General features: G+C 70.5%; 12 protein-coding genes. 6 read left to right on the top strand and 6 right to left on the bottom strand.

Features of this window, described 5'->3' with window-relative positions:
* Positions 1 to 5 precede the first annotated feature (5 nt).
* Genes ACFYZQ_RS05650 through ACFYZQ_RS05625 form a run of 6 tightly spaced genes read right to left on the bottom strand, consistent with a single transcriptional unit; the run spans position 6 to position 6,488 of the window.
* A complete protein-coding gene (locus tag ACFYZQ_RS05650; RefSeq protein WP_389141995.1) occupies positions 6 to 1,418 on the bottom strand; it encodes a BNR repeat-containing protein in 1,413 nt (470 codons plus the stop codon).
* Positions 1,419 to 1,438: 20 nt separating this feature from the next.
* Positions 1,439 to 1,759: an L-rhamnose mutarotase gene (locus ACFYZQ_RS05645; RefSeq protein WP_389141993.1), complete on the bottom strand. Its 321-nt coding sequence runs from the start codon at positions 1,757 to 1,759 to the stop codon at positions 1,439 to 1,441.
* A gap of 17 nt (positions 1,760 to 1,776) precedes the next feature.
* The gene (gene rhaS / locus ACFYZQ_RS05640; protein ID WP_389141991.1) at positions 1,777 to 2,856 is read right to left on the bottom strand and encodes a rhamnose ABC transporter substrate-binding protein; all 1,080 of its coding nucleotides are present in this window, start codon (positions 2,854 to 2,856) and stop codon (positions 1,777 to 1,779) included.
* 38 nt (positions 2,857 to 2,894) lie between these two features.
* Positions 2,895 to 3,908 carry an ABC transporter permease gene (locus tag ACFYZQ_RS05635; protein ID WP_389141989.1) on the bottom strand — a complete coding sequence of 338 codons (1,014 nt, stop codon included), beginning with the start codon at positions 3,906 to 3,908 and terminating at the stop codon, positions 2,895 to 2,897.
* Positions 3,901 to 4,974, bottom strand: a complete 1,074-nt coding sequence (locus tag ACFYZQ_RS05630; RefSeq protein WP_389141987.1) for an ABC transporter permease — start codon at positions 4,972 to 4,974, stop codon at positions 3,901 to 3,903. Before ACFYZQ_RS05630 ends, ACFYZQ_RS05635 begins: the two co-directional genes overlap by 8 nt.
* A complete protein-coding gene (locus tag ACFYZQ_RS05625; RefSeq protein ID WP_389141985.1) occupies positions 4,971 to 6,488 on the bottom strand; it encodes a sugar ABC transporter ATP-binding protein in 1,518 nt (505 codons plus the stop codon). The genes ACFYZQ_RS05630 and ACFYZQ_RS05625 overlap by 4 nt, the downstream gene beginning before the upstream one ends.
* 262 nt (positions 6,489 to 6,750) lie before the next feature.
* Between ACFYZQ_RS05625 and rhaI the strand changes: the two genes are divergently transcribed.
* The 6 genes from rhaI (at position 6,751) to ACFYZQ_RS05595 (ending at position 14,478) form a co-directional block, all read left to right on the top strand.
* A complete protein-coding gene (rhaI, locus tag ACFYZQ_RS05620) occupies positions 6,751 to 7,911 on the top strand; it encodes an L-rhamnose isomerase (protein ID WP_389141983.1) in 1,161 nt (386 codons plus the stop codon).
* A gap of 138 nt (positions 7,912 to 8,049) precedes the next feature.
* Complete coding sequence (locus ACFYZQ_RS05615) at positions 8,050 to 10,089, top strand: bifunctional aldolase/short-chain dehydrogenase (protein WP_389141981.1); 2,040 nt, start codon at positions 8,050 to 8,052, stop codon at positions 10,087 to 10,089.
* Positions 10,086 to 11,534, top strand: coding sequence for a rhamnulokinase family protein (locus tag ACFYZQ_RS05610; protein ID WP_389141979.1), 1,449 nt, complete (start codon positions 10,086 to 10,088; stop codon positions 11,532 to 11,534). Before ACFYZQ_RS05615 ends, ACFYZQ_RS05610 begins: the two co-directional genes overlap by 4 nt.
* A 72-nt stretch (positions 11,535 to 11,606) precedes the next feature.
* Complete coding sequence (locus ACFYZQ_RS05605; RefSeq protein ID WP_389141977.1) at positions 11,607 to 12,362, top strand: (Fe-S)-binding protein; 756 nt, start codon at positions 11,607 to 11,609, stop codon at positions 12,360 to 12,362.
* Positions 12,359 to 13,837 carry a LutB/LldF family L-lactate oxidation iron-sulfur protein gene (locus ACFYZQ_RS05600; RefSeq protein ID WP_389141975.1) on the top strand — a complete coding sequence of 493 codons (1,479 nt, stop codon included), beginning with the start codon at positions 12,359 to 12,361 and terminating at the stop codon, positions 13,835 to 13,837. The genes ACFYZQ_RS05605 and ACFYZQ_RS05600 overlap by 4 nt, the downstream gene beginning before the upstream one ends.
* Positions 13,834 to 14,478, top strand: a complete 645-nt coding sequence (locus tag ACFYZQ_RS05595; RefSeq protein ID WP_389141973.1) for a lactate utilization protein C — start codon at positions 13,834 to 13,836, stop codon at positions 14,476 to 14,478. The genes ACFYZQ_RS05600 and ACFYZQ_RS05595 overlap by 4 nt, the downstream gene beginning before the upstream one ends.
* The last annotated feature ends 67 nt before the right edge of the window (positions 14,479 to 14,545 follow it).

Here is a 14,545-nt window from a genome sequence, read left to right as displayed (position 1 = left end):
CGGGGTCAGGCGGGCAGGGCGAAATCGACGACGTGCAGCGCCGAGGGGGTCGTACCGCTCGACTTCTCCTGGTACATGAAGGACAGCACGTTGTCGGCCTTGACCCGCAGCTCGTCGATCACGACCTCACCGAAGGCGTTCAGGTCGCTGCCGTCGTACAGCAGCGACCAGTCGGTGTACCCGGAGGCCTTGGAGGAGCCCGCGATCCGGCCGTAGGGGAAGACGGCGTAGGCGTTGTCGTACCGGTCCAGGACCAGCTTGGTGCGCTGGCTGGAGTTCAGCGGGACCGGGATCTCGGTCTTCTGCCAGCCGCCGGAGGAGTTCTTGCGCAGGTGGAAGGCACGGCCGTGCGCGGTGCGGTCGGCGACGTAGTCGGTGGTGCACTGGCCGAAGCGGCCGGGGACGTAGGAGATGATCGCGTGCGGCAGGCCGGTGGAGTCGGTGGTCTGGCTCTCCTGGTTCATCAGGGAGTGGTCCGGGTTCAGCGGGTCGACGACCAGGCCGCCGTCGGTGACCGCCACCATGTCGGAGGTGCCGGTCGTTCCGACGACCGTGCCCGCGTCGTTGCGCCAGGTGCGGCCCCGGTCGGTGGAGTACACATAGCCGGTGTCGTGGTTGGTGATGCCGCCGCTGTCGCACATCACGGCCGCGTTCTGCTCCCGCCAGGTGAAGAAGGAGTGCAGGCGCCCCTTCCCGTCGTAGTCGATGCCGTGCAGGTACATGTTGCGGGCGGTGCTGGAGCCGTGCGAGCTGGTGTAGGTGCCGGTGGAGCTGCTCCACTCCCCCAGCGCCGTCCAGGCCGCGCCGTCGTATTCGGCGAGCGCGTTGCGTCCGTTGCCGGAGATGCCGGCGCGGTAGCTCAGCTGCAGCCTGCCCTCGGGGGTCGACACGAACTGCGGGTACGTGAACTGCGCGGTGAGCGCGAGCCCGTCCAGCGTGGTCTGCACGGAGCCGAAGACGGACGACGTCCAGGCGGTGGACCCCGGGTTGTCCAGGAGTCCGGCCACCGACTTCACGTAGAAGAAGCCGTCGCTGTGCGAGTCCATGTTGAGGTGCAGCCGTCCGTCGGTCCTGGAGACGCCCATGGAGATCACGTTGTGCGAGTCGTCGCTCCCCAGCTGGTGGGAGAGCGTCACGGTGGACCAGGTGGCGCCGCCCAGGACCCTGCGGGCGACGACCGCGTTGCGGGTGGCGGTGTACCAGGCGGCGTACTGATGGCCCTTGTAGGTGAACAGGCCGTTCTTCTGGAACGAGTTGTTGTTGACCAGGCCGTCGTAGGAGACGAAGTAGACGGCCTGGGCGTCGAGTCGGGTGGTGCCCTGCTTGGTGACGGAGGGGCCGGGGGATGCGGCCCGTGCGATGCCCGGTGTTGCCATGGCGGCCAGCATGGCGGACCCGAGCACGGTACGTCTTCTCATGGTGCGGCTCCGGTGAGCGGTCAGGCGAGGTGGAACACTTCGGTGAGCGGTTTCATCGCTTCGTCGGGTCGGGCGCCGTCCAGCGACTCGAAGAACGGCGCCATCTCCGCCTGCCAGCGGGCGTTGACGTCGGTGGCCTCCATGCCGGCCTGGGCGGCGGCGAAGTCCTCGGTCTCCAGGTAGCCGACCAGCAGGCCGTCCTCACGCAGGAAGAGCGAGTAGTTGTGCCAGCCGGTGGCTCTCAGAGCCTCGAGCATCTCCGGCCACACGGCCGCGTGCCGCTCGCGGTACTCGTCGAGGCGGTCCGCCCGGACCTTGAGCAGGAAGCACACGCGCTGCATCAACACCCCTTGTCGCATCAGAAGTTGAACTGGTCGATGTTCTTGGCGTCGAATACGGTCGGCTTGCCCAGGTTGATCACACCGTCCTTGCCGATGGTGTATGTGGTGGAGCCGGCCTTGAAGGTTTCGCCCTCCTTCCCGGTGATCTGCCCGGAGGCCAGGGCGACGGCGGTACGGGCGGCCAGGTCACCGAGCTTGGCCGGGTCCCACAGCTCGAAGGCGTCGACGGTGCCGTTCTTGACGTACTTGCGCATGTCGTTGGGCGTGCCGAGGCCGGTCAGCTTGACTTTGCCCTTGTACTTGGAGCCCGACAGGTACTGGGCGGCCGCCTTGATGCCGACGGTGGTCGGGGAGATGATCCCCTTCAGGTTCGGGTACTGCTGGAGCAGGCCCTGGGTCTGCTGGAAGGACTGCTGGGCGTCGTCGTTGCCGTACGCGATCTTGACCAGCTTGACGTTCTTGTACTTCGGGTCCTTCAGCTCCTCCTTCATGTAGCCGATCCAGGTGTTCTGGTTGGTCGCCGTCTGCGCGGCGGACAGGATCGCGATCTGGCCCTTGTAGCCGATCTGCTGGGCGAGCAGTTGCACCTCGGTGCGGCCGAGGTCCTCGGCGCTGGCCTGGGAGACGAAGGCGTTGCGGCAGCCGGGAGTGGTGTCGGAGTCGTAGGTGACGACCTTGATGCCGTTCTTCATGGCCGTCTTGAGCGCGGTGCACAGGGCGCCGGGGTCCTGCGCGGACACGGCCATCGCGTCGACCTGCTGCTGGGTGAGGGTGTTGACGTAGGACACCTGGCCGGAGGTGTCGGTGGCGCTGGAGGGGCCGACCTCCTTGTACTTGGAGCCCAGTTCGGTGAGCGCCTTCTCGCCGCCCTTGTCTGCGGAGGTGAAGTAGGGGTTGTTGACCTGCTTGGGCAGGAAGCCGACTGTCAGGCCCTTCTTGGTGGCCGCGTTCGGGTCGGCCTTGCCGGCCGTCGCGTTCGAGTTGTCCTCGCTCTTGACGTCGTTCTTGGTGGTGCCGCCGCAGGCGGTGACGGCGAGGGCGAGGGAGGCGGCCGTGGCGAGGGCCGCGCAGGCACGGCGGATCGACGACTTGCGCATGGCGGTTTTCCTTTACGAGGGGTGAGCGAGGGAAGGGGTCATGCGGCAGGCGCGGGGGGAGCCTTGGTGACCGGCGTGGAGGGAGCCCGGCGGCCGGCCCGCGCGACGGAGATCTGACGTGCGACCCGTGGGCCGAGCACGGAGACGACGAGCAGGACGCCGGTGACGACGATCTGCGACTGGGCGGAGACGTTGAGCAGGCTCATCGCGTTCTGCAGAGCGCCCAGCAGGAACACACCGGCGATCGCGCCGCCGAGCGTGCCCTTGCCGCCGTCGAAGTCGATTCCGCCGAGCAACACGGCGGCCACCACGGACAGTTCGAGGCCGGTGGCGTTGTCGTAGCGGGCGCTGGCGTAGTGCAGGGCCCAGAAGACACCGGTGAGAGAGGCCATGAGGCCGGTGGCGACGAACAGCAGGAGCTTGGCCCGCTTGACGCGGAGCCCGGCGAACCGGGCGGCCTCCTCGCTGGCGCCGATCGCGAACAGCGACCGCCCGAACGGGGTGGCGTGCAGCACGACGACGGCGATCGCGAGGAGCACCAGGAAGGGCAGGAAGGCCTGCGGCAGGAAGGAGTTGCCGAGCCGTCCGGCGGCGAAGTCCAGGTACTGGCTGGGGAAGTCGGTCACCGCGTCGGAGCCGAGGACGATCTGCGCGATGCCCCGGTAGGCGGCGAGGGTGCCGATGGTGACGGCGAGGGACGGCAGTCCGAGCCGGGTCACCAGCAGGCCGTTCACAAGGCCGCACACCACGCCGAGCAGCAGGCACAGCGGGATGATCTGCTCGATCGCCAGCCCCTCGTTCCACAGCTTGCCCATCACCGCGCCGGACAGGCCGGCCGTGGAGGCCACCGACAGGTCGATCTCGCCGGCCACCACGAGCAGGGTCATCGGCAGGGCGACCAGCGCGATGGGGAGGGTGTTGCCGATCAGGAACGACAGGTTGAGGGCGTTGCCGAAGCCGTCGACGAAGGAGAAGGACAGCAGGAGCAGCACGATCAGCAGGGCGCCGACCACCGTGTCCCAGCGGACGGCTCGGGACAGGGACTCAGGCATGGCGGGTGTCCCCCTTCTTCGGGGCCGCCTTCACGGAGGCCGACTTCTTCTTCAGGGCGGACGCCACCCGCAGGGCGACGACCCGGTCCACGGCGATGGCGAGCAGCAGCAGGACGCCGTTGATGGCCAGCACCCAGACGGAGCTGACGCCGAGGGCGGGCAGCACGCTGTTGATGGAGGTCAGCAGCAGCGCGCCGAGCGCGGCGCCGTAGACGCTGCCGGAGCCGCCCGTGAAGACGACGCCGCCGACCACCACCGCGCTGACGACGGTGAGTTCGTATCCGTTTCCGGTGCTGGAGTCCACGTTGCCGAACCGGGCCAGGTACATGGCGCCCGCGAGGCCGGCGAGGCCGCCGCAGAAGGTGTACGCGACGAGGATCCGCTTGCGGACGGGGATGCCGGCGAGGCGGGCGGCCTCCGGGTTGGAGCCGAGCGCGTACAGCTCGCGGCCGCTGCCGTAGTGCTTGAGGTAGTAGGCGGTGGTGACCAGGACGGCGAGGGCGATCAGCGCCAGCCACGGCACCGCCCCGAGGCCGCCGGAGCCGAAGTCCACGAAGCCGCCGGGCAGATCGGACGCCGTGATCTGCCGGGAGCCGACCCAGATGGAGTCGATGCCGCGGATGATGTACAGCGTGCCGAGGGTGACGACGAGGGCGGGCACCTGACCGAGGCTGACGAGCAGGCCGTTCAGCAGGCCGAAGCCCACCCCGAGCAGGACCGCCAGCACGATCGCCACGGCCGGGTCGCCCCCGCCGTGCAGGTAGGTGCCGGCGGCGAAGGCACAGATGCCGAGGGTGGAGCCGACCGAGAGGTCGACGTTGCGGGTGATGACCACCAGCGACTGGCCGGTGGCGACCAGCACCAGGATGGTGGCGTTCAGCAGCAGGTCCTTGACGCCCTGCTCGGAGAGGAACTCGCTGTTGCCCAGCTGGGTGACGACGATCATCACCAGGAAGACGACCAGGATGGCGAGTTCGCGCATCTTGAAGACGCGGTCGACGAGCCGTGCGCCGCTGGACCCCGGCACGTCGGCGACGGGGGTCTCGTGCGGAGTGGTCACCGTCATGCGGCTGCCCTCCCGGTGGCTGCGGCCATCACCGTTTCCTCGGTGGCTTCGGAGCGCGGGATCTCGGCGGTGAGGCGGCCCTCGTGCATCACGAGCACGCGGTCGGTCATGCCGAGGATCTCCGGCAGGTCGGAGGAGATCATCAGGACGGCCACCCCGTCGGCGGCCAGTTCGGACAGCAGCCGGTGCACCTCGGCCTTGGTGCCGACGTCGATGCCCCGGGTGGGCTCGTCGACGATCAGCACCCTCGGGCCGGTGGCCAGCCACTTGGCGAGGACTACCTTCTGCTGGTTGCCGCCGGACAGCGTGGAGACGGCGTCGGCGATCCGCGCGTACTTGACGTGGAGCTTGACCGCCCAGTCGAGGCTGCGGCTTCGCTCGGCGCCGCGGTCGACGAGCCCCGCCTTCACGGTGGTGCGCAGCCCGGTCAGACCGATGTTGCGCTCGATGGACATGTCCATCACCAGGCCTTGGGCGCGCCGGTCCTCCGGTACCAGGGCGAGCCCCGCGGCCATCGCGGTGGACGGGGCGCCGTTGGGGAGCTTCCGCCCCTCGACCTCCACCTCGCCCGCGTCCCAGCGGTCGATGCCGAAGACCGCCCGGGCGACCTCGGTGCGTCCGGCGCCGACGAGACCGGCGAGGCCGACGATCTCACCGTGCCGCACCTCGAACGAGACATCCGTGAAAACACCCTCGCGGGTCAGCCGCCGCACTCTCAGGGCGACTTCGCCCGGCTCGACGGCCTGCTTCGGGTACAGCTCGTCCAGGTCGCGGCCGACCATACGGCGGACCAGGTCCTCCTCGGTCATGCCGGCCAGCGGCTCACTGGCGATCCAGGCGCCGTCGCGCAGGGTGGTCACCCGCTGGCAGATCTCGAAGATCTCCTCCAGCCGGTGCGAGATGAACAGCACCGCGGCGCCCTGTTCGCGCAGGGTGCGCACGACGCCGAAGAGACGGGCGACCTCGCTGCCGGTCAGGGCGGCGGTGGGTTCGTCCATGATCAGGACCCGGGCGTCGAAGGAGAGCGCCTTGGCGATCTCGACGATCTGCTGGTCCGCGATGGACAGACCGCGGGCGGGCCGGTCGGGGTCGAGGTCGACGCCGAGCCGGCGCATCAGGGCCAGGGTCGCGGCATGGGTGGCCTTGTGGTCGATACGGCCGAGCGCGCGGCGGGGCCGGCGGCCCATGAAGATGTTCTCGGCGATCGACAGGTCCGGGAAGAGCGTGGGCTCCTGGTAGATGACGGCGATACCGGCGTCGCGGGCGTCGCCGGGCCCGTGGAAGACCACGGGCACGCCGTCGAGCAGCACCTGGCCGGCATCCGGCCGGTGCACTCCGGCGAGGGTCTTGATCAGCGTCGACTTGCCCGCGCCGTTCTCCCCGGCGAGGGCGTGCACCTCGCCGGGGAACAGCTCCAGGGAGACGCCGCGCAGGGCGCGTACGGCGCCGAAGGACTTGGCGATGTCCTTCAGCGCCAGCACCGGTGCCGGGCCCGTGTCGGACGGCTGGGTCATGGGTGGCTCCTCGACGACGCCGGCGGGTCGGGCCTCAGGGCGTCGTGAAAGGTTTCAACTGGATTGCCGGGACGTTAGGCACCCCGGACATGTCACGTCAATGGGTAGCGCTCGAAAAGATTTCGATAGCCGAAGGTCACGCCCGGGTCACGGAAAACAGGCCTGGACAGAGGGCTTGACACACCCTCGGGAGCGCCATAGCTTCCCGTCCTGAATCGTTTCACCCAGAGGCCTCTCCGGCCCGATGTCACAGGAGCCCGAAGTGACCGACCTCGCCGCGGTGAAAGCCGCGCTGAAGACCCAGGCAGTCGAGACGCCGTCGTGGGCGTACGGGAACTCGGGGACCCGTTTCAAGGTGTTCGCCCAGGCGGGCGTGCCCCGCACACCGCAGGAGAAGCTGGACGACGCGGCGCAGGTGCACGCCTTCACGGGGGTCGCCCCGACCGTGGCGCTGCACATCCCCTGGGACAAGGTGGACGATTACGCCGCCCTGGCGAAGCACGCCGAGGAGCGCGGGGTGAGGCTCGGCGCCATCAACTCCAACACCTTCCAGGACGACGACTACAAGCTGGGCAGCATCTGCCACCCCGACGCGGCGGTGCGGCGCAAGGCCGTCGACCACCTGCTGGAGTGCGTCGACATCATGGACGCGACGGGTTCCACGGACCTGAAGCTGTGGTTCGCGGACGGCACGAACTACCCCGGTCAGGACGACGTGCGGGAGCGGCAGGACCGACTGGCCGAGGGCCTCGCCGAGGTGTACGAGCGGCTGGGGGACGGGCAGCGGATGCTGCTCGAGTACAAGTTCTTCGAGCCGGCCTTCTACACGACGGACGTGCCGGACTGGGGCACGGCGTACGCGCACTGCCTGAAGCTCGGGCCGAAGGCGCAGGTCGTGGTGGACACCGGGCATCACGCTCCGGGAACCAACATCGAGTTCATCGTCGCCACGTTGCTGCGGGAGGGGAAGCTCGGCGGGTTCGACTTCAACTCGCGGTTCTACGCCGACGACGACCTGATGGTGGGGGCCGCGGACCCCTTCCAGTTGTTCCGGATCATGTACGAGGTCGTGCGCGGGGGCGGGTTCACCTCCGAGGTGGCGTTCATGCTGGACCAGTGCCACAACATCGAGGCGAAGATCCCGGCGATCATCCGGTCGGTGATGAACGTGCAGGAGGCTACGGCGAAGGCTCTGCAGGTCGACCGTGCCGCACTGGCCGGCGCTCAGCGGGCCGGTGATGTTCTCGGGGCGAACGCCGTGCTGATGGACGCGTACAACACGGATGTGCGGCCGTTGCTTCGTGAGGTGCGGGAGGAGATGGGGTTGGACCCCGATCCGATCGGTGCGTACGCCCGGTCCGGGTGGGGCGAGAGGATCGTTGCCGAGCGGGTGGGCGGTCAGCAGGCCGGGTGGGGTGCGTAGGCGTCTGCCGGGTTCTGTTCGTCGCGGGCTGCGGGCCGGCTGTGGCTGGTCGGGCCCGCGCGGCGGAGCCGCACATCGGCACAGCCCCGCGCCCCTAAATGCTTTCACTCACGTCGGTTCAAGAAGTAAGGGATCTCCATGTCACCCCACCCCGAAGCCGCCGCCCTCCTCTCCCGCTCCCACCGGCTCGGCGCCGATCCCCGTAACACCAACTACGCCGGCGGCAACGCGTCCGCGAAAGGTACCGACACCGACCCCGTGACCGGTGGGGACGTCGAGCTGATGTGGGTGAAGGGGTCCGGTGGGGACCTTGGCACGCTCACCGAGGCGGGACTTGCGGTGCTGCGCCTCGACCGGTTGCGGGCGCTCGTCGACGTCTACCCGGGGGTCGAGCGGGAGGACGAGATGGTCGCCGCGTTCGACTACTGCCTGCACGGCAAGGGCGGGGCGGCCCCCTCCATCGACACCGCGATGCACGGGCTGGTGGACGCGCCGCACGTGGACCACCTGCACCCCGACTCGGGGATCGCGCTGGCCTGTGCGGCGGACGGGGAGAAGCTGACCGCCGAGTGCTTCGGCGACACGGTGGTGTGGGTGCCTTGGCGGCGGCCGGGCTTCCAGCTCGGGCTGGACATCGCCGCGATCAAGCGGGCCAATCCGCAGGCGATCGGGTGCGTCCTCGGCGGGCACGGGATCACCGCGTGGGGCGACACCAGCGAGGAGTGCGAGAGGAACAGCCTCCACATCATCCGCACCGCGGAGACGTTCCTCGCCGAGCGCGGGAAGTCCGAACCCTTCGGGCCCGCCCTGGAGGGATACGAGGCGCTGCCCGAGGGCGAGCGGCGGGAGCGGGCGGCGGCTCTCGCGCCGTACGTACGGGCGATCGCCTCCCAGGACAGGGCGCAGGTCGGGCACTTCACCGACTCCGACGTCGTCCTCGACTTCCTGGCCCGGGCCGAGCACCCGCGGCTGGCGGCCCTCGGCACCTCCTGTCCGGACCACTTCCTGCGCACCAAGGTCCGCCCGCTCGTCCTGGACCTGCCGCCTGCTGCCCCGCTCGAGGAGGCGATCGCCCGGCTGAAGGAGCTGCACACCGAGTACCGCGTGGAGTACGCCGCCTACTACGGGCGGCACGCCGAGCCCGACTCCCCCGCGATGCGCGGCGCCGACCCGGCGATCGTGCTCGTCCCCGGCGTGGGCATGTTCTCCTTCGGCAAGGACAAGCAGACCGCGCGGGTGGCCGGCGAGTTCTACGTCAACGCGATCAACGTGATGCGGGGCGCCGAGGCGGTGTCGACGTACGCGCCGATCGAGGAGTCGGAGAAGTTCCGCATCGAGTACTGGGCGCTGGAGGAGGCCAAGCTCCGGCGGATGCCGAAGCCGAAGCCGCTGGCGACGCGCATCGCCCTGGTCACCGGCGCCGGCAGCGGCATCGGGAAGGCGATCGCCCACCGGCTGGTGGCCGAGGGGGCGTGTGTCGTCGTCGCGGACCTCAACTCCGAGAACGCGCAGGCCGTCGCCGAGGAGCTGGGCGGGCCGGACAAGGCCGTCGCCGTCACCGTGGACGTCACCTCCGAGGAGCAGATCGCCGAGGCCTTCAAGGCGGCGGTGCTGGCCTTCGGCGGCGTGGACCTGGTGGTGAACAACGCCGGCATCTCCGTCTCCAAGCCCCTGCTGGAGACCACCGCGAGGGACTGGGACCTCCAGCACGACATCATGGCCCGTGGTTCGTTCCTGGTGTCGCGGGAGGCGGCCCGGGTGATGATCGCCCAGGCGCTCGGCGGTGACATCGTGTACATCGCCTCCAAGAACGCCGTCTTCGCCGGACCCAACAACATCGCCTACTCCGCCACCAAGGCCGACCAGGCCCACCAGGTGCGGCTGCTGGCCGCCGAGCTGGGCGAGCACGGGATCCGGGTCAACGGGATCAACCCGGACGGGGTGGTACGTGGCTCCGGGATCTTCGCCGGTGGCTGGGGGGCCAAGCGGGCCGCCGTGTACGGGGTGGAGGAGGAGAAGCTGGGCGAGTTCTACGCGCAGCGGACCATCCTCAAGCGGGAGGTGCTGCCGGAGCACGTGGCGAACGCGGTGTTCGCGCTGACCGGCGGTGACCTCACCCACACCACCGGGCTGCACATCCCGGTCGACGCGGGCGTGGCGGCCGCCTTCCTGCGATGAGCGCCGCCCTGAGGTCGTACGCCGCGGTCGACCTCGGCGCGTCCAGTGGGCGCGTCATGACCGGCCGCGTCGGATCCGACTCGCTGGAGCTGAGCGAGGCGCACCGCTTCCCCAACCGGCCCGTGCGGGTTCCGGAAGGGCTGCGCTGGGACGTGCTCGCGCTGTACTCGGGCGTCCTGGACGGGCTGCGGGCGGCCGGGCAGGTGGACTCCGTCGGCATCGACGGCTGGGCCGTCGACCACGGCCTGCTGGACGCCGACGGCGCCCTGCTGGGCAACCCGGTGCATTACCGCGACACCCGCACCGAGGGGGTCGCGGAGAAGGTGTGGGCGACGGTGCCCGCCGCCGAACTGTACGCGGCGACGGGGCTGCAGTACGCCCCGTTCAACACCCTGTACCAGCTCACGGCGGCCCGCTCCACGGCCCAGTTCGCCCAGGCACGGCGCCTGCTGCTGATCCCCGACCTGCTGACGTACTGGCTGACCGGTGAGCAGGGCACCGAGCTCACCAACGCCTCCACCACCCAGCTCATCGATCCGCGCACCCGCGACTGGTCGTACGACGTGGCCGCCCGGCTGGGTGTCGACCTGATGCTGTTCGCGCCGCTGCGGCGGCCGGGCGATCCGGCCGGGCTGCTGCGGCCGGAGGTGCTGGAGGAGACGGGGCTGACCGGGCCCGTGCCGGTGACGACGGTCGGCTCGCACGACACCGCCTCGGCGGTGGCCGCCGTACCCGCGAACGGTGAGCGCTTCGCGTACATCTGCACCGGCACCTGGTCCCTGGCCGGGCTGGAACTGACGAGTCCGGTGCTCAGTGAGGAGAGCCGGGCCGCCAACTTCACCAATGAGCTGGGGCTGGACGGCACGGTCCGCTATCTGCGCAACATCATGGGACTGTGGCTGCTGCAGGAGTGCGTACGCGCATGGGGAGATCCCGACCTCGGGCCGCTGCTGCGCGAGGCGTCCCTGGTGCCGGCGCTGCGCTCGGTCGTGGACGCGGGCGACGCCGCGTTCCTGGCGCCCGGCCGGATGCCGCAGCGGATCGCCGAGGCCTGCCGGGTGTCGGGGCAACCGGTGCCGGCGAACCCGGCCGAGCTCACCCGGTGCATCCTCGACTCGCTCGCGCTCGCCCACCGCCGGGCGGTCGAGGACGCCCAGCGGCTCGCCGGCCACCCCGTCGACGTCGTCCATGTCGTCGGCGGCGGCACCCGCAACGCGCTGCTGTGCCAGCTCACCGCCGACGCCTGCGGGCTGCCCGTGGTGGCCGGCCCGACCGAGGCGGCGGCCCTCGGCAACGTCCTGGTGCAGGCTCGGGCGCACGGGCTCGTCGGGGACCTGGCCGACGCCCGGCGGCTCCTGGTCGCGACCCAGCCGCTGACCCGTTACGAACCGCGCGGCGACACCGTCCGCTGGCGCGACGCGGAGGCCCGGCTCGCCAAGCGGTGAGCCGGGGTCTCCCCCAGGCTCCGTCCGCCCACTACTCTGCACTCGTCCGATGACCGACTTCGAGGAGCTGCGATGCGTGTCGCCCTGTTCCTGACCTGTGTCAACGACACGCTCTATCCGGACACCGGCCGTGCGGTGGTGAAGCTGCTGACCAGGCTGGGTGTCGAGGTCGACTTCCCGATGGCGCAGACCTGCTGCGGGCAGGCGCACTACAACACCGGCTATCGCCATGAGGCCGAACCGCTCGCCCGGCATTTCTCCGATGTCTTCGGGGGATACGAGGCGATCGTGACGCCCTCCGGGTCCTGCGGGGCGATGGTGCGGGAGCTGTATCCACGCATGGGCGAGCGGGCGCGCGCCGAGGGACGCGGGGACGCGCTCGCGTCCGTGCTGGCGCCGGTGGTGCCGAAGACGTACGAGCTGACCGAGTTCCTGGTGGACGTGCTGGGGGTGACGGACGTCGGGGCGTACTACCCGCACAAGGTGACGTACCACCCGACCTGCCACGGACTGCGTGGGCTGGGTCTCGGGGACCGGCCGCGGCGGCTGCTCCGGGCCGTGAAGGGTCTCGAACTGGTGGAGTTGCCGGGGGCCGACGAGTGCTGCGGCTTCGGCGGGACGTTCGCCCTGAAGAACTCCGACGTGTCGGCGGCGATGGGCGCGGACAAGGTGCGGAGCGCCGAGTCCACGGGAGCCGAGGTGCTGTGCGCGGCCGACAACTCCTGCCTGATGCACATCGGCGGGACCATGACCCGGCTGAAGGCGGGCATGCGGCCGGTGCACATCGCGGAGATCCTGGCGAGCACGGAGGAGGAGCCGGCCGTATGAGCGGGACGTATCTGGGAATGCCTGCCTTTCCCGAGGCCGCGCGGGAGGCGGTCGGCAACGGGACCCTGCGCGGCAACCTCCGGCACGCCACCCACACCATCCGCGCCAAGCGGGCCAAGGCCGTGGCGGAGGTGTCCGACTGGGCGGCGCTGCGGGAGGCCGGGAAGCGGATCAAGGACCATACGCTCCGTCATCTGGACCGTTACCTCGTCCAGTTGGAGGAGTCGGTCACGGCGGCGGGCGGCATCGTCCACTGGGCCGCCGACGCCGACGAGGCCAACCGGATCGTCGCCGAACTCGTCAAGGCCACCGGCGAGTCGGAGGTCGTCAAGGTCAAGTCGATGGCCACACAGGAGATCGGGCTCAACGAGGCACTCGAAGCGGAGGGCATCCGCGCCTACGAGACCGATCTGGCCGAGCTGATCGTGCAGTTGGGCAAGGACCGGCCCTCGCACATCCTGGTGCCGGCCATCCACCGCAACCGGGGCGAGATCCGGGACATCTTCCGCTCCGAGATGAGCGAGTGGGGCCGCCCGGCCCCGGAGGGCCTGACCGACACACCGGCCGAACTCGCGGAGGCGGCCCGGCTGCACCTGCGGGAGAAGTTCCTGCGCGCGAAGGTCGGCATCTCCGGTGCCAACTTCATGGTCGCCGAGACCGGCACGCTCGTGGTCGTCGAGTCCGAGGGCAACGGCCGGATGTGCCTGACCCTGCCGGAGACGCTGATCTCGGTGGCGGGCATCGAGAAGATCGTGCCGACCTGGCGCGACCTGGAGGTGTTCCTGCAGACGCTGCCCCGCTCGTCGACGGCCGAGCGCATGAACCCGTACACCAGCACGTGGACGGGGACGACCGACGGCGACGGGCCGCGCGCCTTCCACCTGGTCCTCCTCGACAACGGTCGCACCGACACCCTCGCCGACGAGGTCGGCCGTCAGGCGCTGCGCTGCATCCGCTGCTCCGCCTGCCTCAACGTCTGCCCCGTGTACGAGCGAGCGGGCGGCCACGCCTACGGCTCGGTCTATCCCGGCCCGATCGGCGCGATCCTCAGCCCCCAACTGAGGGGCACGGCAAGCGAGATCGACGCCTCCCTGCCGTACGCGTCCTCGCTGTGCGGCGCCTGCTACGAGGTGTGCCCGGTGGCCATCGACATCCCCGAGGTGCTGGTGCACCTGCGGGAACGGGTCGTGCAGGGCGGCACTGCGACCCGGGCGGGCAACAAGGTCGTGCTCAAGCCCGCCAAGGGGCATGCCGCAGAGCGGGCGGCGATGCGCGCGGCCCGCTGGGCGTTCGCCCACCCCGCGGCTCTGCGGGCCGGGCAGCGGCTCGCCTCCCGCACCCGCCGCCTGCAGCCCCGTACGCTGCCCGGCCCGGGCCGGGCGTGGAGCGGGACGCGGGACCTGCCGGCCGTACCGGCGGAGCCGTTCCGCGACTGGTGGCAGCGTACGCACGGTGGAAAGGACGGGGCGAAGTGAGCAGCAGGGACCGGATCCTGGGGCGGGTGCGTCGCGCACTCGCCGACGTCACGCCGGACGACAGGCCGTACGAGCAGGCCGTCGTGCGAGAGTATCTGCGCGAGCACGGCGGCCGGAGCGTGCCGGAGACCGTGGACCTGCTGGCCGAGAACCTGGCCGACTACCGGGCGGTCGTGCACCGCTGCACGGCCGGTGACCTGACCGCCACGATCGGCCGGCTGCTCACCGAGCGGGGCTCGAGGACCGTGCTGGTCCCGCCGGGAGTCGACGCGCACTGGCTGGAGGGCACCGACGTGGAGCGGGTCGCGGACCGCGCCGAGAGCACACCGAACGAGCTGGACCGGGTCGACAGCGTGGTCACCGGCTGCGCGGTCGCCGTCGCCGAGACCGGCACGATCGTCCTGGACGGCGCCCCCGACCAGGGCCGCCGCCGCATCACCCTGATCCCGGACCACCACATCTGCGTCGTCCGGGTGCCCGAGCAGGTCGTCTCCTCCGTCCCCGAGGCCCTCGAACGCCTCGACCCCGCCCGCCCGTTGACGTGGATCTCCGGCCCGTCGGCGACCAGCGACATCGAACTGGACCGGGTGGAGGGCGTGCACGGGCCACGGACGCTGGAGGTCGTGCTGGTCGGCCAGTGACCCGGGGCCTTGGGTCGATCGCGTCGGAACCACGTGACAGTGGCGCTGAACAAGCGCTTAGATAGCC

The organism is Streptomyces sp. NPDC001843 (assembly GCF_042891955.1).
GTDB lineage: Bacteria > Actinomycetota > Actinomycetes > Streptomycetales > Streptomycetaceae > Streptomyces.
The sequence above is the reverse complement of the archived record's forward strand: the minus strand, read 5'-3'. Positions and strand labels throughout refer to the sequence as shown.

What these genes read in the sequence shown, in the direction of transcription:
- ACFYZQ_RS05645 (WP_389141993.1), bottom strand. Translation starts at nt 1,759, where the DNA reads ATGCAGCGCGTGTGCTTCCTGCTCAAGGTCCGGGCGGACCGCCTCGAC.
- ACFYZQ_RS05630 (WP_389141987.1), bottom strand. Translation starts at nt 4,974, where the DNA reads ATGACGGTGACCACTCCGCACGAGACCCCCGTCGCCGACGTGCCGGGG.
- ACFYZQ_RS05625 (WP_389141985.1), bottom strand. Translation starts at nt 6,488, where the DNA reads ATGACCCAGCCGTCCGACACGGGCCCGGCACCGGTGCTGGCGCTGAAG.
- rhaS (WP_389141991.1), bottom strand. Translation starts at nt 2,856, where the DNA reads ATGCGCAAGTCGTCGATCCGCCGTGCCTGCGCGGCCCTCGCCACGGCC.
- ACFYZQ_RS05600 (WP_389141975.1), top strand. Translation starts at nt 12,359, where the DNA reads ATGAGCGGGACGTATCTGGGAATGCCTGCCTTTCCCGAGGCCGCGCGG.
- ACFYZQ_RS05635 (WP_389141989.1), bottom strand. Translation starts at nt 3,908, where the DNA reads ATGCCTGAGTCCCTGTCCCGAGCCGTCCGCTGGGACACGGTGGTCGGC.
- ACFYZQ_RS05615 (WP_389141981.1), top strand. Translation starts at nt 8,050, where the DNA reads ATGTCACCCCACCCCGAAGCCGCCGCCCTCCTCTCCCGCTCCCACCGG.
- ACFYZQ_RS05650 (WP_389141995.1), bottom strand. Translation starts at nt 1,418, where the DNA reads ATGAGAAGACGTACCGTGCTCGGGTCCGCCATGCTGGCCGCCATGGCA.
- ACFYZQ_RS05610 (WP_389141979.1), top strand. Translation starts at nt 10,086, where the DNA reads ATGAGCGCCGCCCTGAGGTCGTACGCCGCGGTCGACCTCGGCGCGTCC.
- ACFYZQ_RS05605 (WP_389141977.1), top strand. Translation starts at nt 11,607, where the DNA reads ATGCGTGTCGCCCTGTTCCTGACCTGTGTCAACGACACGCTCTATCCG.